The organism is Polaromonas sp., assembly GCF_039932935.1.
In the GTDB taxonomy this organism is placed as follows: domain Bacteria; phylum Pseudomonadota; class Gammaproteobacteria; order Burkholderiales; family Burkholderiaceae_C; genus Polaromonas.
On sequence record NZ_JBDTPB010000027.1, the window covers coordinates 64,066 to 84,195 of the forward strand.

The 20,130-nt window shown below is 61.1% G+C and carries 16 protein-coding genes and 1 pseudogene; 9 read left to right on the plus strand and 8 right to left on the minus strand.

Translation table 11 applies throughout. The features are described from left to right. The first annotated feature begins 34 nt into the window (after positions 1–34). Positions 35–4,165: a phosphoribosylformylglycinamidine synthase gene (gene purL / locus ABI546_RS03985; protein ID WP_348044340.1), complete on the plus strand. Its 4,131-nt coding sequence runs from the start codon at positions 35–37 to the stop codon at positions 4,163–4,165. A 10-nt stretch (positions 4,166–4,175) separates the two neighbouring features. Here purL and ABI546_RS03990 read toward each other — a convergent pair. The 7 genes and pseudogenes from ABI546_RS03990 to ABI546_RS04020 all read right to left on the minus strand — a co-directional run bounded on the left by ABI546_RS03990 (position 4,176) and on the right by ABI546_RS04020 (position 9,229). Further along, positions 4,176–4,659, minus strand: a pseudogene (locus ABI546_RS03990) (hypothetical protein). Continuing rightward, positions 4,617–5,132 carry a 50S ribosomal protein L7/L12 gene (locus ABI546_RS03995; RefSeq protein ID WP_348044342.1) on the minus strand — a complete coding sequence of 172 codons (516 nt, stop codon included), beginning with the start codon at positions 5,130–5,132 and terminating at the stop codon, positions 4,617–4,619. The pseudogene ABI546_RS03990 and the gene ABI546_RS03995 overlap by 43 nt, the downstream one beginning before the upstream one ends. A gap of 206 nt (positions 5,133–5,338) precedes the next feature. Next, positions 5,339–6,124, minus strand: coding sequence for a peptidylprolyl isomerase (locus tag ABI546_RS04000; RefSeq protein WP_348044344.1), 786 nt, complete (start codon positions 6,122–6,124; stop codon positions 5,339–5,341). A 101-nt stretch (positions 6,125–6,225) separates the two neighbouring features. Beyond that, positions 6,226–6,513 carry a BolA family protein gene (locus ABI546_RS04005; RefSeq protein ID WP_348044346.1) on the minus strand — a complete coding sequence of 96 codons (288 nt, stop codon included), beginning with the start codon at positions 6,511–6,513 and terminating at the stop codon, positions 6,226–6,228. An 8-nt stretch (positions 6,514–6,521) separates the two neighbouring features. Next, the gene (locus tag ABI546_RS04010) at positions 6,522–7,148 is read right to left on the minus strand and encodes a septation protein A (protein WP_348044348.1); all 627 of its coding nucleotides are present in this window, start codon (positions 7,146–7,148) and stop codon (positions 6,522–6,524) included. Positions 7,149–7,302: 154 nt separating this feature from the next. Beyond that, positions 7,303–7,713, minus strand: a complete 411-nt coding sequence (gene msrB, locus ABI546_RS04015; protein ID WP_348044350.1) for a peptide-methionine (R)-S-oxide reductase MsrB — start codon at positions 7,711–7,713, stop codon at positions 7,303–7,305. A gap of 22 nt (positions 7,714–7,735) precedes the next feature. Then, entirely contained in the window at positions 7,736–9,229 is a 1,494-nt protein-coding gene (locus tag ABI546_RS04020) for a protein adenylyltransferase SelO (protein WP_348044352.1), read from the minus strand. Positions 9,230–9,352: 123 nt separating this feature from the next. Here ABI546_RS04020 and ABI546_RS04025 point away from each other — a divergent pair, with 123 nt between their 5' ends. Next, positions 9,353–10,981, plus strand: a complete 1,629-nt coding sequence (locus ABI546_RS04025; protein ID WP_348044354.1) for a 3-(methylthio)propionyl-CoA ligase — start codon at positions 9,353–9,355, stop codon at positions 10,979–10,981. Between the two features lie 177 nt (positions 10,982–11,158). Next, on the plus strand, positions 11,159–11,902 hold the full coding sequence (locus ABI546_RS04030; protein WP_348044355.1) for a hypothetical protein: 744 nt from the start codon (positions 11,159–11,161) through the stop codon (positions 11,900–11,902). Here the strand turns inward: ABI546_RS04030 and ABI546_RS04035 are convergent. Continuing rightward, positions 11,875–12,138 (minus strand): hypothetical protein, encoded by a 264-nt coding sequence (locus ABI546_RS04035; RefSeq protein WP_348044356.1) that lies wholly within the window; start codon positions 12,136–12,138, stop codon positions 11,875–11,877. The genes ABI546_RS04030 and ABI546_RS04035 overlap by 28 nt on opposite strands. A gap of 320 nt (positions 12,139–12,458) precedes the next feature. Here ABI546_RS04035 and ABI546_RS04040 point away from each other — a divergent pair, with 320 nt between their 5' ends. From ABI546_RS04040 to ABI546_RS04065, 6 genes are all read left to right on the plus strand, one after another. Next, on the plus strand, positions 12,459–13,721 hold the full coding sequence (locus ABI546_RS04040) for a branched-chain amino acid ABC transporter substrate-binding protein (RefSeq protein WP_348044455.1): 1,263 nt from the start codon (positions 12,459–12,461) through the stop codon (positions 13,719–13,721). Between the two features lie 115 nt (positions 13,722–13,836). Further along, on the plus strand, positions 13,837–14,790 hold the full coding sequence (locus ABI546_RS04045; RefSeq protein WP_348044357.1) for a branched-chain amino acid ABC transporter permease: 954 nt from the start codon (positions 13,837–13,839) through the stop codon (positions 14,788–14,790). 14 nt (positions 14,791–14,804) lie between these two features. After that, positions 14,805–16,097, plus strand: coding sequence for a branched-chain amino acid ABC transporter permease (locus ABI546_RS04050; RefSeq protein WP_348044358.1), 1,293 nt, complete (start codon positions 14,805–14,807; stop codon positions 16,095–16,097). A 148-nt stretch (positions 16,098–16,245) separates the two neighbouring features. Continuing rightward, on the plus strand, positions 16,246–17,019 hold the full coding sequence (locus tag ABI546_RS04055) for an ABC transporter ATP-binding protein (protein WP_348044360.1): 774 nt from the start codon (positions 16,246–16,248) through the stop codon (positions 17,017–17,019). An 82-nt stretch (positions 17,020–17,101) separates the two neighbouring features. Then, the gene (locus tag ABI546_RS04060; protein ID WP_348044362.1) at positions 17,102–17,797 is read left to right on the plus strand and encodes an ABC transporter ATP-binding protein; all 696 of its coding nucleotides are present in this window, start codon (positions 17,102–17,104) and stop codon (positions 17,795–17,797) included. 200 nt (positions 17,798–17,997) lie between these two features. Then, entirely contained in the window at positions 17,998–20,106 is a 2,109-nt protein-coding gene (locus tag ABI546_RS04065) for a 3-hydroxyacyl-CoA dehydrogenase NAD-binding domain-containing protein (protein WP_348044364.1), read from the plus strand. Positions 20,107–20,130: the final 24 nt, after the last annotated feature.

A 20,130-nucleotide genomic window follows, 5' to 3' on the forward strand; every position in this document is an offset into this window, starting at 1 on the left:
GCTGCCTACTTCCCATTACAAGGCCACCACTACCGTGACCCTGCACCTGACGACTTTTGAGGGCGAACCCCACGGGATCAGCGCCCTCAGCGACTTCCGCGTCCAGCAACTCCTTCCTCGCCTGCAAGCCATCCACGACAAGATCGCGGGCATCAGCGCCCGGTTTGTGCACCTCGTGGCGACCGAGGCACCGCCTTCGGACACGGTCAAAAGCCAGCTCGCAGCACTGCTCACGTATGGCGAGCCCTCCTCTGTAGTCACCGGCAAGGCCGATGAGGCCCTGGTTTTTATTGTTTCCCCGCGCTTTGGCACTGTGTCGCCCTGGGCCTCCAAAGCCACCGACATCGCCCACAACTGCGGGCTGGCGGTCAAGCGCGTTGAGCGCATCACCGAATACCGCGTTACGCTGAAATCCGGCTTTTTCAGCAAGACGGCATTGACTGATGCCCAACGCGAGCAGGTCGCCGGCCTGCTGCACGACCGCATGACCGAGAGCGTGATGTTTGATCGTGCGCAAGCCGCCGGTCTTTTCACCGAATTGCAGGGCGCACCCTTGCAAACCATTGGCGTGCTGACGGGCGGCAAAGCAGCGCTCGAAAAAGCCAACGTCGAGTTCGGCCTGGCGCTGGCCGCCGATGAAATCGACTACCTCGTCAACGCCTTCACCCAGCTCAAGCGTAACCCCACCGACGTCGAGTTGATGATGTTCGCCCAGGCCAACAGCGAGCATTGCCGCCACAAGATCTTCAACGCCGACTTCACGATTGACGGCGAGGCCCAGGAAAAAAGCCTGTTCGGCATGATCCGCAACACCGAGAAGCTGCACCCCCAGCACACGGTGGTGGCCTACTCTGACAACGCGTCGGTCATGGAAGGCTACAAAACCCAGCGTTTTTATGCCAAATCGGCCTCCAGCCCAGGAGGGGCCAGCGCAAGCAGCTATCAAACTTATAGCGCTACCGACGACGTGCAGATGCATGTCCTGATGAAGGTCGAGACGCATAACCATCCCACGGCGATTTCTCCCTTCCCCGGCGCCTCGACCGGCGCAGGCGGCGAGATCCGCGACGAAGGCGCGACCGGCCGCGGTTCCAAGCCCAAGGCGGGCCTGACAGGTTTCACGGTATCCAAATTGTTTGACGGCGCCTACGGCAAGCCTGAGCACATCGCCAGCCCGCTGCAGATCATGACCGAAGGCCCGCTGGGCGGCGCAGCCTTTAACAATGAATTCGGTCGGCCGAACCTGGCTGGCTATTTTCGCGAATATGAACAGACGGTAGGCGGCCAGCGTTGGGGCTACCACAAGCCCATCATGATCGCGGGCGGCGTCGGCACGATTGATGCGGCGCTGACCAAGAAGATTCTGTTCCCGGCGGGCACCTTGCTGATCCAGCTGGGCGGCCCCGGCATGCGCATCGGCATGGGCGGCAGCGCCGCCAGCTCCATGGCCTCGGGCGCCAATGCGGCCCAGCTCGACTTTGACTCGGTGCAGCGCGGCAACCCCGAAATCGAGCGCCGTGCCCAGGAAGTCATCAACCAGTGTGCCCAGCTGGGCGTCGCCAACCCGATCCTGGCGATCCATGACGTGGGCGCCGGTGGTTTGTCCAATGCTTTCCCTGAGCTGGTGAACGACGCCGGGCGAGGCGCGAAGTTTGACCTGCGTGCCGTGCCACTGGAAGAAAGCGGCCTCTCGCCCAAGGAAATCTGGAGCAACGAGAGCCAGGAGCGCTATGTCATGGCGATCGCGCCCGAGTCGCTGCCGCAGTTCCAGGCTTTTTGCGAACGCGAGCGTTGCCCGTTTGCCGTGATAGGCGTGGCCACGGAAGAACGAGAGCTGATCCTCACAGATGAAGCAAGCTCAGGGCTTCCCTACCAGCCGGGGCCGCGGAACCGGCTTAGCCGGGCCGAAGGCGCAGCGGCCCCCTCGGGGGGCAGCGAACCACACGAAGTGGGGAGCTTGGGGGCTCCAGTTCATATGCCGATGAATGTGCTGCTGGGCAAGCCGCCCAAGATGCACCGCGACGTCAAGTCCGTCAAGCAGGCGATCAAGCCCATAGACCTGACCGGCGTCGACTTGCAGAAAAGCGCGATCGCCGTGCTCAGCCACCCGACGGTGGCTTCCAAGCGTTTCTTGATCACCATCGGCGACCGCACCGTGAGCGGCCTCACGCACCGCGACCAGATGGTCGGCCCCTGGCAGGTGCCGGTGGCCGACTGCGCCGTCACGCTGGCCGACTACAACGGGTTTGCCGGCGAAGCGATGAGCATGGGCGAACGCACGCCGCTGGCCACCGTCAATGCCGCCGCATCCGGCCGCATGGCGGTCGCTGAGGCCATCACCAACCTGCTGGCCGCCCCGATCGAGTTGCCGCGCGTCAAGCTGTCGGCCAACTGGATGGCCGCCTGCGGTGAGCCCGGCCAGGATGCCGCGCTGTATGAAACCGTCAAAGCTGTGGGGATGGAACTCTGCCCGGCGCTGGGCGTGTCAATCCCCGTCGGCAAGGATTCGCTCTCCATGCGTACCGTGTGGAGTGAGGGCGCTGACAGCAAAAAGGTGACCTCACCCGTGTCGCTGATCGTGACCGCCTTCGCCACGTTGCCTGACGTGCGCGGCACGCTAACGCCGCAGCTCAACGGCGATGAGGCCGACAGCACGCTGATCCTGATTGACCTGGGCAAAGGCCAGAACCGCATGGGCGGCTCCATCCTGGCGCAAACGCTGGACAAGGAAGAAGGCGACGTGCCCGATCTGGACGACCCGAAAGACCTGGTCAATCTCGTCAATGCCGTCAATGCGCTGCGCAAGGAAGGCAAGCTCATGGCCTATCACGACCGCAGTGATGGCGGCCTCTTTGCCGCCGTGTGTGAAATGGGCTTTGCCGGCAACGTCGGCGTGTCACTCAACATCGACATGCTGCTGGTCGAAGGCGATGGCATTTCCGACAGCCGCATGGACACCGGCGACAGCAAGAACTGGGCAAGCCAGGTCGGCGCGCGCCGCGAAGAACTCACGCTGAAGGCGTTGTTCAATGAAGAGCTGGGTGCCGTCATCCAGGTGGCGACCTCCGCGCGCAACGAGGTGATGCAAACCCTGCGCGAGCACGGCCTTTCAAAATTCAGCCACTTCATCGGCAAGACCCGCCCACAGCATGCTTCGCTCGAAGTGGGCAAGGGCGAGGTCCAGGTCTGGCGCGACACCAAGTCCGTGTTCTCGGCCAAGCTGCAAGACCTGCATCAGGTCTGGGATTCGGTCAGCTGGAAGATCTGCCAACAACGCGACAACCCTGACTGCGCTAACGCCGAACATGCGTCCACCGGCAATCCGATCGATCCGGGTCTGCACGTGCAACTCACGTTTGATCCCGTCAAGGCACCCGCAGCCCCTGCGCTGAACCTCTCGGCGAGGCCCCGCGTGGCGGTGCTGCGTGAGCAGGGCGTCAACTCGCACGTGGAAATGGCTTATGTCTTCACGCAGGCAGGTTTTGAGGCCTGCGACGTGCACATGACCGACCTGCAGACCGGCCGCGCCAAGCTGGCCGATTTCAAGGGCATCGTGGCCTGCGGCGGCTTCAGCTACGGCGACACCCTGGGGGCCGGCATAGGCTGGGCGCGCTCTGTCACGTTCAATCCGGTGCTGTCCGAAGAGTTCAAGGCCTTCTTCGCGCGCCAGGACACCTTCGGTCTGGGCGTATGCAATGGCTGCCAGATGTTTGCCGAACTCGCCGACATCATTCCGGGCGCAGAAGCCTGGCCGCGCTTCACCACCAACCGTAGCGAACGCTTTGAGGCGCGCCTGAGCATGGTCGAGGTGCTGGAATCACCCAGCATCTTCCTGCAGGGCATGGCCGGCAGCCGCCTGCCGATCGCGGTCGCTCATGGTGAGGGATACGCCAATTTCGCGTTCCGGGGCGATGCCGCCAAGGTGATCCCCGCGATGCGGTTTACCGACAACCTCGGCAAACCTACGGAAGCCTACCCGGCCAATCCCAACGGCAGCGCCGGTGGCCTCACTGCCGTGACCACGGCCGACGGTCGATTCACAGCCATGATGCCGCATCCCGAACGCGTCTTCCGCAACATCCAGAAGAGCTGGACTTCAGGACACCCCAGCGAGCTAAGCCCGTGGATGAGCCTTTGGCATAACGCGCGCAAGTGGGTGGGTTGAGTCTTCTTTTTTAGGGGGACGAAGGCGGTGCTACCGCAGCGCCTTCAATGCCATGGCGCGCAAGCTCAGTCGCGACAAAACCCGAAGCTTTCATTTCTTCGATAAAGGCCGTCAGGTAACGGACGACAGCTTCACGCCCCCTGGGCAGGCCCATGGCATGGTTGATCACCATAAACGCCCCGGCAGCAGGCGCATGCCCGGCACGCGTTTGGCGTCAGCCTCCAGCTGTTGCTTGACGCCGGCCGCCACCATGACATCCGTCACCGCCGGTGAGGTGGGCGCCTTGACCGGCCTGGCTGCCTTCAGCTCAACTCCACCGGCACGCCCAGCCGCCTGCCGAGTTCACGCGAGAGATTCACCGACACGCCGCGCGGCTCGCCGCCGGCGGTGTCTTTCACCGCCAGAATGGGATTGCCGACATTGATGGCTGCCTTGCGCTTGCCCGAAGGCGTCAGTTCGGCAACCGGAGCCGATGGCGTAAAGGCGCAACCCAGCAGCACAAAAGCAGCCAGCGCCAGCACGGCCAGCGCGACAAGCCGTTTGTGCCGCGCACCTGGCCCGGGGACAGCCCGTCGCTCGCGCGCGGTCCCGCGCTCGGACCCCGGCTCGTGCCTGTGCTCGCGGCATCCACCACATCCTTGGCTTCACTGAGGCCCAGGCCCGTCAGGCTCCGCAAGCGCCGTACAGCCTCTATCTTGTTGCCCTGGTCCAGCGCCTCTTGCACCTGCGCGGGCAGGGGTGCCTCTGCGGACAATGCCTTGGGTGCAAAACCCGGGGCTGGCGGTTCGCCGCGCATATAGGCTTCCAGCGCGTCCTTGGTTTCCTTCAGGCCCAGGCCCGTGTCGGCGCGCATCAGCTTGATGGCTTCGACCAGGTTACCGCGCTGCAAGGCGTCCTGCACCGGTTGGGGAAGGGTAGGGGCGGGAGCGCCACCGGGAGGAGCGGGAACAGGATTGGGGTTGTTCATACGCCCCTCGACTGTGCGGCGGGAGACAGGGGAAAAGCAAGGTGCTTGGGCATGGGACCTCCAGAAAAGTGTGGGCCATTTGATCGGTGCCAGCCGTTCCAGTCAACCGGAAACCCCCTGCTTTTGAGGCGGACCTGCGGCGGCCATAAAAATGAAGCTGAAACAAAAATGCGGCCCATGGGCCGCATTTTTGCCGGGTCGGCTGCTTATTCGACCTTGGCTTTTTTGCGCAGGTCTTCCTGGAACGCTGCCAGCTTTTGCTGCTGCATCTGCTGGGCGATCTGGGGTTTGACTTCCTCGAAGGAGGGGAGCTGGGCCGTACGGATGTCGTCTACACGAATGATGTGATAGCCGAACTGGGTTTTCACAGGGGTCTCGGTGGTCTGGCCCTTGTTGAGCTTGACCAGCGCCTCTGTGAACTCAGGCACATAGCTGGAAGGATTGGCCCAGTCCAGGTCGCCGCCCTTGGCGCCAGATCCGGGGTCCTTGGATTTCTTCTTGGCGATGTCGTCGAATTTGCCGCCTTTTTTCAGGCTGGCGATGATGTCTTTGGCTTCCGATTCCTTCTCGACCAGGATATGACGGGCTTTGTATTCCTTGCCGCCATTGGCTGCCGCAAACTTGTCGTATTCGGCCTTCAACTCGACGTCGGTGACCGGATTTTTCTTCTGATAGTCGGCAAACAGCTCACGGATCAGGATGGTCTGGCGGGCCAGTTCCATTTGCACCTTGACGTCATCGGTGGCGCCCAGGCCGCGCTTCTCCGCTTCCTGCATAAACACTTCACGCGCGATCACTTCTTCACGAAGCTGGACTTCCATGTCGGGCGTCACCGGGCGGCCGGACTTGGCGACCTGCTGTGCCAGTGCATCCATACGCGATTTGGGAACGGCCTTGCCATTGACGATGGCCAGGTTCTGCGCCATGACGCCTTGTGCGCCCAATGCCAGCAGCGCCGCTACCGCCGTGCTGAGTAACAGATGTTTCTTCATGATGTTTTTGTAGTCCTATTGGTAATGGTCGAAAACGGTTGGCGCTGGAGATATGCCGACTGGCTCTGATTCAGCGAGCGTCTGGGGGCAAACAGCGCAATTCAGGGTGATTCGATGATTTCAATGGCCAGGGCATGAAGCCCCTGATCGATGAAATTTTGCATTGCATCATACACAAGGCGGTGACGCGCGACGCGGCTCTTGCCCGCAAACGCCGGGCTCGCGATGCGTACACGGAAATGGGTACCGAAGCCTTGCTCATTGGCCCCCGCATGACCCGCATGCGCCGCGCTTTCGTCCAGCACCTCCAGCTGGGTGGGCTGAAGACTGGCTTGCAGTTGTTGCTCTATCTCGCGGAGAAGAACAGGGCGCGGTGCAGCTGTGGACATGACTGCCTTCAAGGCGTGGCGCCCGGTTTGATATGTTTGTTCAGATAAACCGCTTGCACCAGCACAAACACCACCATCAGGCCCAAGCCGCCAAACAGCTTGAAATTCACCCAGGTACTCGTTGGAAAGGTGAAGGCCACCCAGAGGTTGAGCAGGCCCATCACGGCGAAAAACCCCACCCAGCTGAAATTGACCACGCGCCAGATCGGATCAGGCAGGTTCATCTGCGCGCCCATCAGAGATTTGATGCCGTTTTTCTTCCACACCAGCTGCCCCAGCAGCAATGCACCGCCCATCACCCAGTACAGGACTGTCGGCTTCCATTTGATAAAGCTTTCGCTGTGGAAGTAGATGGTGGCGCCGCCGAGTACGGTGACCAGCCCCAGGCTGATCCACAGCATGGTGTCAACCTTCTTGCCGCTGACCTTGAGCCAGAGGATCTGACCGAGCGTGGCGACAATCACCACCACCGTGGCCAGCAGCACCGGAGCCTCGGAAGCACCCACCACACCGCCGGAAACCATGAAACCCAGCCACTCGGTCGCTGTCGCGGCGGCCCAGTCCTTGTTGCCTTCAGCGTACTTGAACATGCCGAAGAAGAGGGCGATTGGCAAAAAGTCAAAAAGAATTTTCATGGGCTGATTATCGGGGGCAAAGAAAGAAAAACAGCAGGCTTGACCGGGGTCTCGGGTCCTGCAAGCAGGGGCCGCGGGACTGGCTTCGCCAGACCGCAGGCGCAGCGGCCCCTCGGGGGCAGGGAGCTACACGAAGTGAGCGACCGTGGGGGCCCTATTTTTGTTTGAAATCCAGCGAAGCCGAGTTCATGCAGTAGCGCAGGCCGGTAGGGCTGGGTCCGTCAGGAAAGACGTGACCCAAGTGCGCGCCGCAACTGGCGCACACAGTTTCGGTTCGAACCATGCCGTGCTTGCGGTCCACAATTTCTTCGATGGTGCCTGGCACGGCTTCTTCGGAAAAACTGGGCCAGCCGCAACCTGCGTCAAATTTGGTTTCAGACTCGAACAGCTTGGCACCGCAGCAGATGCAGTGGTAGCTGCCGTCGGCCCACACGGCTTCGTATTTGCCGGTGTAAGGCCGTTCGGTAGCGGCGTGGCGCGTGACTTCAAAGGCCGCAGGCTCGGCTCCTTTTTCGGCCAGCAGGGCTTTCCACTCGGCGTCGGTCTTCTGGATTTTGGTGCTCATCTCGGGTCCTGCTAAGTTGATGTTACGAACTGCAACTGATCTCAATGGATGCCGCCCAATCAGGCGGAAAGCCGGCAAAGCTGTCATAACCGGCATGCTCATCAAATGGGGCCTGCAGAAGGGCAAGCAAGGTGTCGACCCCTGAAAAGTCTTTTAGTTTCGCAGCACGTATGGCTTCTTCGCCCAAATGGTTGCGCAGCACGAACCTGGGATTGCTTTTGAGCATCAAATCGGCCCGCAGCCCTTGATCCACGTGCGCAAGGCGCTCTGAATACTGTAGCGCCCAGGCATTGAAGGATTCCCGGTCAAAAAACAGGTCGCGCAGAGGTTCATGGCCGCTTTGCGCCGTGAAACCGTTCAGGCGCCGCCAGAAGATGGTGTAGTCCACCTTGTTGCTGGCCAACAGTTTGAACGTGCTTTCCACCAGCGCCTTGTCGTCGGCGCGTACATCCGGCAGCCCGAGCTTGGCCAGCATGCGGGCCTGCAATGCTTCGGGAAACAGGGTTTTGTAGGGTTCCAAAGCGGCGAGAGCCTGTTCCTGGTTTTCAATCAGCGGCAGCAAGGCCTGCCCCAAGCAAAACAGGTTCCAGTAGGCCATATTGGGTTGCTTGTTGTAGGCGTAGCGGCCCTGGGCGTCTGAGTGGTTGCAAATGTGACCGGGGTCAAAAGCATCCAGAAACTGGAACGGGCCATAGTCGATGGTCAGCCCCAGGATGCTCATGTTGTCGGTGTTCATGACGCCGTGGCAAAAGCCCACGGACTGCCAGGCGGCCATCAGGTGGGCCGTCTTTTCGCTGACAGCCTCCAGCAAGGCCGCATAAGGTTGCGGCGCTTCGCGGCAATCTGGATAAAACCGGTCGATGACATAGTCGGCCAGCACCTTCAGCTGCGCATGCTGGCCGTTATAGCTGAAATGCTCGAAATGACCGAAGCGGATGAAGCTGGGCGCGGCGCGGGCTACCACGGCGGCGGTTTCGATTTCTTCGCGCCGTACGGCTGCGTTTGAGCCCGTGACGCACAGTGCCCGTGTGGTCGGAATGCCCAGGCCGTGCATGGCTTCGGAGCACAAAAACTCCCGGATCGAACTGCGCAGTACGGCCCGGCCGTCGCCCATTCGGGAATAGGGCGTTTTACCCGCACCCTTGAGCTGGATTTCCTGGAGACCGTGCGGGGTACTGATATCGCCCAGCAACAATGCGCGCCCGTCTCCCAGTTGCCCGGCCCAGACACCAAACTGGTGGCCGCTGTAAACACTGGCCAACGGATCGGAGCCGGGCAGGACACTATTGCCGGTCAAAGCGTCAAGGGCCGCTTGCGATTCAAACCATTCTGCATCCAGCCCCAGTTCGCGCGCCACGCTGCGGCTGCGGCCAACCCAATAGGGAGCCGGCAGAGGCTGTGGCCGCAAACGTGTGGAAAAGTCGCCACCCAGTTGGGCGAAGCTGTTGTTCCAGGTCAGCGTGATACCGGTAGAGGGGCCTGCACCATCGGGCGCCGAAAGGTTTGCAGAGGTCATCGGCAAATTGTCTCCTACCTGACATGAACCCGTGAATTCACGGGCAATCCCGCATGACCACCCTGATGCGCTCCGGCATGATGACCGCCTGCGACCACTATTCAACCAATGGGAGACTTTTCGATGCTTGGGTTAATGCAAAGCCAGCCGCTGCTGATTTCCGGCCTGATCGGATTCGCGGAGCGCCACCACGGCGATGCCGAGATCGTGTCGCGCCGGGTGGAGGGCGACCTGCATCGCTACACCTACCGGGACGTCGGCCAACGGGCACGCCAGGTGGCCAATGCGCTGGACGGTCTGAAGCTGGCCTTCAGTGATCGTGTTGCCACGCTGGCGTGGAACGGCTACCGCCATCTGGAGCTTTATTACGGCGTGAGCGGCTCCGGCCGCGTGTTGCACACCATCAACCCGCGCCTGCACCCTGACCAGATCGCCTGGATCGCCAACCACGCCGAAGACCAGGTGCTCTGCTTTGACCTCAGCTTTCTTCCGCTGGTGCAAGCCGTGCACGCCCGGTGCCCCACCATCAAGCACTACATTGCGCTGTGCGACGCCGACAAGCTGCCGGCGGATTCGGGCATTCCCAACCTGCAAAGCTATGAAAGCTGTGTGAGTGCACAGACTTCAGACTACGCCTGGCCCAGCTTTGACGAGAACACGGCCTCCAGCATGTGCTACACCAGCGGCACCACGGGCAACCCCAAAGCCGCGCTGTACAGCCACCGCTCCAGCACGCTGCATGCCTATGCGGCCGCGCTACCCGATGTGATGTGCGTTTCTGCACGCGACGCCATTCTGCCGGTCGTTCCCATGTTCCACGTCAACGCCTGGGGTATCCCGTACTCGGCTGCGCTCACCGGTGCCAAGCTGGTGTTTCCGGGGCCCGCGCTGGACGGCAAGTCGATCTATGAATTGATCGAAGCCGAGAAAGTCACCTACGCAGCCGGCGTGCCCACGGTGTGGCAGATGATGCTGACCCACATGAAACCCGGGGGCTTGAAGTTCTCGACCCTGCGCCGCACGGTCATCGGGGGTTCGGCCTGTCCGCCAGCCATGATCCACGCCTTTCGCGAAGACTATGGCGTGGAAGTACTGCACGCCTGGGGCATGACTGAAATGAGCCCGCTGGGCACCTTGTGCACGCTCAAGAACAAGCACGATGCGCTGCCCGAGGCGGAGAAAATGAAAATCCGCCTCAAACAGGGGCGCGCCATCTACGGCGTCGACATGAAAATTGTTGACCCGGACGGCAAGGAGCTGCCGTGGGACGGCAAGACTTTTGGCGACCTGTATGTCAAAGGGCCGTGGGTCGTGCGCGAATACTTCAAGGGCGAGGGCGGAGACCCGCTGGTTGACGGCTGGTTCCCCACGGGCGACGTCGGCACGATAGACCCGGACGCCTATTTGCAGATCACCGACCGCAGCAAGGACGTCATCAAGTCGGGTGGAGAGTGGATCAGCTCCATCGACGTCGAGAACATCGCCGTCGCGCACCCGGCCGTGGCCATGGCCGCCTGTATTGGCGTGGCGCATCCGAAGTGGGACGAGCGGCCCATCATTGCCGTGGTCAAGAAGCCCGGCATGGACGTCACGCGCGATGAGCTGATCCGTTTCTACGACGGAAAAACCGCGAAATGGCAGATTCCCGATGACGTCGTATTTGTCGACGCCATCCCCCTGGGCGCCACCGGCAAGATGCTGAAGACAAAACTCCGAGAGCTGCTCAAAGATTACAAATTGCCACCGACCTAAGCACGGCCATAGGGTGGGGGTATTCAATCAAGCCGGGCCGCGGGGCTGGCTTTGCCAGACTTCGAAGCTTTTTTGGCCTCCAGCGCCTGATGTATAAGCGTTTATGGCTATCAAAAAAAGAGCGTGACCAAAGCGCCTTCGGTCCGACCATCCCGTCACTACGCAGACCTCCGACCAATGACCTCCGCCCCCTGGCCAGCACTTCATGACGGCTCCTGCACTGCGCACCGCTGTGCCGGGCGCACGCCCTGGCGGGCCGTGCTGGCGCTGTCATGTCTAGTGCTAGCAGCTTGCGGGCCGGAGTTGCAGGGGTCGCCCACACCCCCCAAGGGATTCGGCCCTCTGCAGAGCACCTGGTTTGGCTGCCCTTCGTTGCAAGGGGTGTACGCCTGGCCGCCGGTGGAGGAGAGCGGCGTGCACGGCAACAGGCCCTCCAACCGCAGGATAAGAGAGGGCGGGTTGCCGTTTTACGTGAACGGGCCAGAGATGCAAATATGGGTGCAGCAAGCGGGTGGCGCGACCACCCTGCGCACGCGCACCGTCAATCGCGCACGCAATGTGCGTTCGCCGCTGACCCGGCAATGGAGTCTGGTCACCTATGGACGTGCGCAGGCCCACTGCACCTCCGGCATGCTCGACGTAGCGGCCACGAATGTGCCAAGCGACAACCCGGGCGGGGGCGCGCGCGTTCTCCCGGGCTTTCGCCTGGCGCTGCTGAAGGATGGTGCGCTGGCCGTGGGCACTCGCACTCTCTCCACCGGGAACAAGGGCTCGTACTTTTCCTGGGGCGGACAATCCTACGGCAGCTACGACGCACCCGACGTAGAGACGTGGTCCTGGTCCAAGCTGGCCCGCATAGCGCAGGGCGACCAGGAACCCGCGGTGGTCGATGCCTATGTGCCGGGGGCGACTGCGCCGTAGCCTCTCGCCCCTTCTTCCCAGCTGACACTGTGGAAGCCGGAGCGAACCTTGCGCAAAGAAACGCCACCGCCTGCGGGCCGGAGCCGACAGACATCAAGAAAATTGCAGGTGATCTTGCGCCCCATGGCCCACGCAATCACCGGCATGTCGTGGTCGCTGATGGACACCAGCCTGAACTCCAGCTTCGTCAGTAGGGGCCGGATGGGCGCCTCTTGCGCGTTCACTACGCCAACCATAGCGAAGAGCCTGATTTCCCCGCTCGGGCTGAGGTATCGAAGCCTTTTAGGCAATAGCCCTTCGATACCTCAGGGGGAACGGGGACGGAGAGTCCGCCAATAGCATGGCCAATGCACTGCGCGAGCGAGAAGGGCGAGGGTCACATCTGTGACATCGGCTAGGGCATTCCCTGACGCAGTGCACCATTTTTTAACCTAACCTTTGTCGGTTCCCCCGTGAGATTTCGTTCGTAAATTCATAAATTTTCAGGAGACAAGGGATGACAACCCAGACCCGATTTTTCGCAAGGCATGCAGGCATCGCCCTGGCGGTGTCTTCCATGCTCTACAGCGGCATGACGCTGGCCCAGGCGCCCGCCAAAGCTGCTGCGCCGGCCAAGGCTGCCACAGCGGCACCGGCACCAGGCGCCGTCAATCTGAACCAGACCGTCAAGATCGCCTGGCTCGACCCGCTGTCCGGCCTGATGGCGGCCGTCGGCACCAACCAGCTTAGGGGCTTCCAGTTCCTGGCCGAGCAGTTCAGCAAAAAGAACAAGGCCGGCGTGAAGTTCGAAATCATCGGCATCGACAACAAGCTGAGCCCTCAGGAAACCACCAATGCGCTCAAGTCGGCGATCGACCAGGGCGCGCGCTACGTGGTGCAGGGCAATGGCTCCGGCCCTGCGCTGGCCATTATGGATGCGCTGTCCAAGTACAACGAGCGCAATCCCGGCAAGGAAGTCGTCTACCTCAACTACGCCGCTGTGGACCCGGACCTGACCAACAGCAAGTGCGATTACTGGCACTTCCGGCTTGATGCCGACACCTCCATGAAGATGGAGGCCTTGACAGCCTTCATGAAGGACCAGTCGGACATCAAGAAGGTCTACCTGATCAACCAGAACTACTCGCACGGCCAGCAGGTCGCCAAGTTTGCCAAGGCCAATCTTTCAGCCAAGCGCCCCGACATCCAGATCGTCGGTGAAGACCTGCACCCGCTGGCCCAGGTTCGCGACTTCGCACCCTACATCGCCAAGATCAAGCAATCAGGTGCCGACACCGTGATCACCGGCAACTGGGGTTCCGACCTCTCGCTGCTGGTGAAAGCCGCCAACGAGGCGGGCCTGAACAACGTCAAGTTCTACACCTATTACGCCGGCGTCACCGGCACGCCAACCGCGCTGGGCGCAGCCTCCGCAGGCCGTGTCTACATGGTGTCGTATAACCATCTCAACATGGGCGGCGAGATCCAGCGGATCCAGGCCGAGTACAAGAAGAAGTTCAACGACGACTTCTACACCGGCGCGATCTACCACGCCTTCACCATCTTGACCGAAGCCATGGCGAAAACCAAGTCAACCGAGCCGGCCGTGGTGGCCAAGGCCATGGAAGGCATGCGCTTCAAGAGTTTCAATGGCGATGTCGAGATGCGCAAGACCGACCACCAGCTGCAGCAAGGCCTTTACATCGACAAGTGGGAAAAAGCCGGCGGCAAGTACCCCTACGATGCGGAGAATACCGGCTACACCTTTGTGCCTGTCAAATACTACGAGCCCTATGTCGCCAGCACGCCTACCTCGTGCCAGATGAAGCGCCCGGGCTAATACCTGAGGAGCGCCCAATCCGGCGAAGGCCCGACCCTCAACTCGGGCCTTTTTTCTTTATCCGGGCAGGTCTCCTGCTTGTGTCCATTTATCTTCCAGCTTCTGGCGGCCACTGATGAATTTGGAATTTTTCACCATCTCGCTTTTGAACGGCCTGAGCTACGGCTTGCTGCTGTTCATGCTCAGCTCCGGGCTCACGCTGATTTTCAGCATGATGGGCGTGCTCAATTTTGCGCACGCTTCCTTTTACATGGTCGGCGCCTACATTGCCTACAGCACTTCGCAGGTGATCGGCTTTTGGTGGTCGCTGCTGGTGGCGCCGCTGCTGGTGTTTGTGATCGGCGCGGCCTTTGAGCGCTTTTGCCTGCGCAAAGTGCACAAGTTCGGCCATGTACCCGAGCTGCTGGTCACCTTTGGCCTGTCCTACCTGTTGCTGGAACTGGTCCAACTGGTGTGGGGCCGCTCGGCCGTCAACTACGTGCTGCCCGAAGGCTTGCAAGGTCCGCTCTTCACGGTGTTCGGCACTAATTTTCCCAAGTCGCGCGCGTTCATCATGTTTATTTCGCTGGCCATGCTGGCCGGCATCTGGCTGCTGCTGACACGCACGCGCATTGGCCTGGTCATCCAGGCTGCGCTGACCCATCCGGAAACGGTGGAGGCGCTGGGCCACAACGTGCCCCGCGTTTTCATGCTGGTCTTCGGCGGCGGTGCAGCGCTGGCAGGCCTTGCCGGCGTCATAGGCGGCAATACCTTTGTGACCGAACCCGCCATGGCAGGCTCGGTCGGCGCCATCATCTTTGTCGTGGTGGTGGTGGGCGGTATGGGTTCGCTCAGCGGGGCCTTCCTGGCGTCCTTGCTGATCGGGCTGATCCAGACCTTTGCGGTGGCCATGGACCAATCGCTCATGACGCTGCTGGCCAAATTCAGCTACACGGTAACGCCCGAAACTCTGGGCTACCCGCTGCTCAAGCTCACGATCTCGCAGGTCGCGCCCATATTGCCATTCCTGTTCCTGGTGCTGATTCTGATCTTCAGACCCAAGGGGCTTCTGGGAACCCGCGAAGGCTAGGCCGGGCGATCAACATGACCAAACAGTTTTACGAATTCAAACCCTACAATATCGGACGATGGATCGTGTGGACGCTGTACGCGCTGCTTCTGATCGTCGCACCCATGATGTTCAAAAGCAGCCTGGCGCTGACCATGCTGTCCCAGGCCGGCTACCTAGTCATCATCTGCCTGAGCTACAACATTCTGCTGGGGCAGGGCGGCATGCTCAGTTTCGGCCATGCGGTGTACGCCGGGCTGGGCTCTTTTCTCGCCGTGCATGCGATGAATCTGGCGGCCAAAGGCACGTTTTATATTCCGCTGCCGCTGATCCCGCTGGTGGGCGGTCTTTCCGGCCTTTTCTTTGCCATTTTGCTCGGCTATGTCACCACCAAAAAGGCCGGAACCACTTTCGCCATGATCACTTTGGGTGTCGGTGAGCTGGTGTTTGCCATGTCGCTGATGTTCCCGGAGTTTTTTGGCGGAGAGGGCGGCATCACCACCAATCGGGCTTATGGCAAACCGGTCTTCGGCATCAGTTTTGGGCCGCAAATCCAGGTGTATTACCTGATCGCTTTTTATTGCTTTATCTGCACGGCGGCGATGTTTGCCTTTACCCGCACACCGCTGGGCCGTATTTTGAACGCCGTGCGCGACAACCCCGAGCGCGTGGAGTTCATCGGCTACAACACCCAACGCGTGCGCTACTACGCCTTCATCATTGCCGGCTTCTTTGCCGGCATAGGCGGCGGGCTGGCCGCCATCAACTCGGAAATCGTCACAGCTGAAGTCGTGAGTGGCGTGCGATCGGGCAGCCTGCTGCTGTTCACCTTCCTGGGCGGTGCCACCTTCTTTTTCGGCCCCATCATCGGCGCCGGTCTGCTGGTGCTGGCGCTCATCCTGCTCTCCGAGTTGTCGATGGCCTGGCTGCTTTACGTAGGCCTGATCTTTCTCTTTATGGTGATGTATGCGCCGGGCGGCATCGCCAGCCTCATCATGATGAACCTGCGCATCGCCTCCTTCGGCAAGCTCAAGGAGCTGTGGGTCGGCTATCTGGGCCTGGCGCTCACCGCGCTGACGGCGCTGGCAGGCGCGGCCGCCATGGTCGAGATGATTTACCACCTGCAGCTCAACGCGGCGTTGGGCCCCGAACTCGGCTTCATGGGTGTGCGGCTCAACGCCACCAACCTCAACAGCTGGCTGGGCGCGGGCTTTGTGTTGGCCACCGGCCTGGGCCTGTTCGAGCTCACACGCCGGCAGTTCCTAACGCAGTGGGGCGAGATACAAAATGAGATTGAAAAAGAGATCAAGCGGAGGGAGTTATTGTGAGCCCCCACGCTAATTCACTTCGTGTAAACGCTGCCCCCCCGGGGGGCGCTGCGCCTGCGGCCCGGCAAAGCCGGTTCCGCGGCCCCTGCTGGCCGGGAATGTGCGCCCATCTCGTGATGAACGGCGCTCTGATTCGGCAGGAAAAATCATGACGTACTCACTTGAACTGAAAGACCTGCGCAAGAGCTTCGGCAAAACCGAAATCATCCGCGGTACCAACCTGCAGGTGCATGCCGGCGAACGCGTTGCCATCATCGGCCCCAACGGGGCAGGAAAATCCACGCTGTTCAATCTCATCAGCGGACGCTTTGAGCCCACCAGCGGCCAGGTGCTTCTCAACGGCCAGCGCATCGACGGCAAAAAACCGTTTGAAATCAACCGGCTGGGTTTATCGCGCAGCTTCCAGATCACCAACATCTTCCCCAAGCTCAGCGTGTTTGAAAATCTGCGCTGCGGTGTGCTGTGGAGCCTGGGCTACAAGTACACCGTCTTCCGCTTCCTGGCCGACCTGGACGATGCCAACCAGCGCGCCGATGAACTGATGGCCATGATCAAGCTCGACAAAAAGCGCGACGTGCTGGCCATTAACCTGACCTACGCCGAGCAGCGCGCGCTGGAAATCGGCATCACGATTGCCGGCGGCGCCAACGTTATCCTGCTGGACGAACCTACCGCCGGCATGAGCCGGTCAGAGACCAGCCGCTTCATCAACCTGATCAAGGAAGTCACTGTGGGCAAGACCTTGCTGACGGTCGAGCATGACATGGGCGTGGTGTTTGGCCTGGCTGACAAGATTGCGGTGGTGGTTTACGGCGAAATCATTGCCTACGACACGCCTGAGGCTGTCAGGGCGGACCAGCGCGTGCAGGAAGCCTACCTGGGTTCTTCAGTCGCCGATGCCCAGGCAGGAGAAAGAGCATGAGCCCCCACGTTCGGCACTGCGTGTCCTCTCTGCCCCCCGAGGGAGCGTTGGCCTCCTTGGGGCGGCCCGTCGGAGTCCTTTGATGCTTCACATTAAAAACCTCCACGCCTTCTACGGCAAAAGCCACGTACTGCACGGCGTGAGTTTCGACGTGCTGCCCGGCCAGATCGTTGCCTTGCTGGGCCGCAACGGCTCAGGACGCTCGACCACGGCCAAGGCCATCATGGGCCTGGTCGACTGCCAGGGATCCATCCTCTGGGAAAAGCAGGAAATCGTCGGCAAGAAGGCCTACCAGATCGCCCATCTCGGCATCGGCTATGTGCCCGAGAACCGCGACATCTTCCCCAAACTCACAGTGCACCAGAACCTGCTGCTCGGCCAAAAGGGCTCGGGCAAAGGCTCGCGCTGGTCGTTCGAAGATATGTACCAGATGTTCCCGCGGTTGCGGGAACGCCAGCACACCGAAGCCGGTGTGCTCTCGGGCGGCGAGCAGCAGATGCTGACGCTGTGCCGCACGCTGATGGGCGATCCCGACCTCATCATCATTGACGAACCCACGGAAGGCCTGGCACCCAAGATCGTGGAGCTGGTGGGCCAATACCTGCAGACGCTTAAGGCCAAGGGCATTTCGGTGCTGCTGATCGAGCAGAAGCTCACGATTGCCATGGCGATTTCCGACCGCGCGCTGGTCATGGGACACGGCAGCATCGTGTTTGACGGCACGCCCGACAGCTTGCGGGCCGACGCCTACATCCGCAAAGAGTGGCTGGAAGTGTAAAACACCGTGAACACGGCCCGGCCTTGTCACCGCAGGGACAACAATCGCCCAAACAGCCCGCCTTGGGCCTTGTTCTGTCAAAAACCCGCCCTACAATAGAAAAAGAACGGTCGTACTATTTTTGTATGGCCATCCAGGGCTTGCAAGGCCGCAGCGCCAGCCGAGACAACTGAAACTCCATCAAGGAAAGAAGCATCGCAATGACCACCCTTTACGAAGTTCACGGCAGCGTTGCCGTCATTACCCTGAGCAATCCGCCCGTCAACGGCCTGGGCCACGCCACGCGCTTGAGCCTGACCGACAACATCCAGAAGGCCAATGACGATGCCGCCATCAAGGCCATCGTGGTCACCGGCGCGGGCAAGGCTTTTTCAGGCGGCGCCGACATCAAGGAGTTCGGCACGCCCAAGGCGCTGACCGAACCTAACCTGCTGAGCGTGATCCGCGCGGTCGAAAACTCGGCCAAACCCGTCGTCGCCGCGGTTCATTCAGTCTGCATGGGTGGCGGCCTCGAATTGGCCATGGGTTGCCACTACCGCATTGCCGCGCCCGGCACCAACATCGCATTGCCTGAAGTCAAGCTGGGCCTGCTGCCCGGCGCCGGCGGCACGCAGCGCCTGCCGCGCGTACTCGGCGTGGAAGCCGCCCTGAACATGATCGTGAGCGGCGAACCCGTCAAGAGCGAATTGCTCGCGCAAATCCCCGGCCAGAAGCTGTTCGACAAGCTGGCCGCTTCGCCCGAATCGCTGCTCCAGGAGGCGCTGGCCTTCGCGCAGTCGATTTCCGACACCCGCCCGCTGCCGCTGGTACGCGAGTTGCGCGCCAAACACCCCAATGGCGACGCTTACTTCCAGTTTGCCCGCAACATGGTCAAGGGCATGGCCAAGAACTTCCCCGCGCCGCTCAAATGCGTGGACGCTGTGGAAGCCGCTACCAAGAAGAAATTCGAAGACGGCATGGCTTTTGAACGCGAGCTCTTCATCAACCTGATGTGGACGCCCGAAAGCCGCGCACTGCGCCATATTTTCATGGCCGAGCGGGCCGCCTCCAAAATTCCCGATGTGCCGGAAGACACGCCCAAGCGTGAGATCAAGTCCGTCGCCATCATCGGCGCGGGCACCATGGGCGGCGGTATTGCGATGAACTTCCTCAACGCCGGCATCCCCGTGAAAATGCTGGAGATGAAGCAGGAGGCGCTGGACAAAGGTATTGGCATCATCAAGAAGAACTACGAAGGCCAGCTCAAGAAGGGCAAACTCAAGCAGGACAAATACGAGCAGCGCATGAGCCTCTTGAGCACCACGCTGAGCTACGACGACCTCAAGGACGCAGACATGGTGATCGAGGCCGTGTTCGAAGAAATGGGCGTCAAGGAAAAAGTCTTCAAGGAGCTGGACCGCGTGATGAAGCCGGGTGCCATTCTGGCGTCCAACACTTCCACGCTGGATGTCAACCAGATTGCGGCCTTCACCAAGCGTCCGCAGGACGTGGTCGGCATGCATTTCTTCAGCCCGGCCAACGTGATGAAGCTGCTGGAAGTCATTCGCGGCGAAAAGACGGCCAAGGACGTGCTCGCTACCGTGATGGCCGCGGGCAAGAAGATCAAGAAGACGGCGGTGGTTTCGGGCGTTTGCGATGGCTTTATCGGCAACCGCATGATCGAGCAGTACGGCCGCCAGGGCGGTTTCCTGCTGGACGAAGGCTGCACACCCGAGCAGGTCGACAAGGCGGTCGAGAAATTCGGCTTTGCCATGGGACCCTTCCGCATGGGCGACCTGGCCGGCAACGACATCGGCTGGGCCATTCGCAAGCGCCGCTACACCGAAAAACCCGACATGAAATACAGCAAGACGGCCGACCTGCTGTGTGAGAAAGGCCGCTTCGGCCAGAAGACCGGCGCCGGCTGGTACGACTACGTGCCCGGCAAGCGCGACGCCATCCCGAATGCCGAGGTCGTCAAGATGATTGAGGACCACCGCAAGACCCTGGGCATCACACCGCGCAAGATCTCCGACGAAGAAATCGTGCAGCGCCTTGTGTACTCGCTGGTCAATGAAGCCGCGCACATCCTGGAGGAGGGCATTGCCTCCAAGGCCAGCGACATCGACATGGTCTACATCATGGGCTATGGCTTCCCGGTCTACCGTGGCGGCCCCATGCTGTACGCCGACCAGGTCGGCCTCTTCAACGTGGTGCAAAGCATGAACCGCTTTGCGCAAAACCCGCTGGACGACGCCAAATTCTGGAAGCCTGCGCCCCTGCTGGCCAAACTGGCGGCTGAAGGCAAGACCTTCAACCTGTCGACCTAAGCCCAGCAGACCGCACAGATCAAC

Coding starts and splice junctions, on each gene's coding strand:
- ABI546_RS04055 (WP_348044360.1), top strand. CDS start 16,246: ATGACGTACTCACTTGAACTGAAAGACCTGCGCAAGAGCTTCGGCAAA.
- ABI546_RS04030 (WP_348044355.1), top strand. CDS start 11,159: ATGACCTCCGCCCCCTGGCCAGCACTTCATGACGGCTCCTGCACTGCG.
- ABI546_RS04040 (WP_348044455.1), top strand. CDS start 12,459: ATGCTCTACAGCGGCATGACGCTGGCCCAGGCGCCCGCCAAAGCTGCT.
- ABI546_RS04035 (WP_348044356.1), bottom strand. CDS start 12,138: ATGGTTGGCGTAGTGAACGCGCAAGAGGCGCCCATCCGGCCCCTACTG.
- ABI546_RS04000 (WP_348044344.1), bottom strand. CDS start 6,124: ATGAAGAAACATCTGTTACTCAGCACGGCGGTAGCGGCGCTGCTGGCA.
- ABI546_RS04025 (WP_348044354.1), top strand. CDS start 9,353: ATGCTTGGGTTAATGCAAAGCCAGCCGCTGCTGATTTCCGGCCTGATC.
- ABI546_RS04065 (WP_348044364.1), top strand. CDS start 17,998: ATGACCACCCTTTACGAAGTTCACGGCAGCGTTGCCGTCATTACCCTG.
- ABI546_RS04050 (WP_348044358.1), top strand. CDS start 14,805: ATGACCAAACAGTTTTACGAATTCAAACCCTACAATATCGGACGATGG.
- ABI546_RS03995 (WP_348044342.1), bottom strand. CDS start 5,132: ATGAACAACCCCAATCCTGTTCCCGCTCCTCCCGGTGGCGCTCCCGCC.
- ABI546_RS04005 (WP_348044346.1), bottom strand. CDS start 6,513: ATGTCCACAGCTGCACCGCGCCCTGTTCTTCTCCGCGAGATAGAGCAA.
- ABI546_RS04045 (WP_348044357.1), top strand. CDS start 13,837: ATGAATTTGGAATTTTTCACCATCTCGCTTTTGAACGGCCTGAGCTAC.
- ABI546_RS04010 (WP_348044348.1), bottom strand. CDS start 7,148: ATGAAAATTCTTTTTGACTTTTTGCCAATCGCCCTCTTCTTCGGCATG.
- ABI546_RS04060 (WP_348044362.1), top strand. CDS start 17,102: ATGCTTCACATTAAAAACCTCCACGCCTTCTACGGCAAAAGCCACGTA.
- msrB (WP_348044350.1), bottom strand. CDS start 7,713: ATGAGCACCAAAATCCAGAAGACCGACGCCGAGTGGAAAGCCCTGCTG.
- ABI546_RS04020 (WP_348044352.1), bottom strand. CDS start 9,229: ATGACCTCTGCAAACCTTTCGGCGCCCGATGGTGCAGGCCCCTCTACC.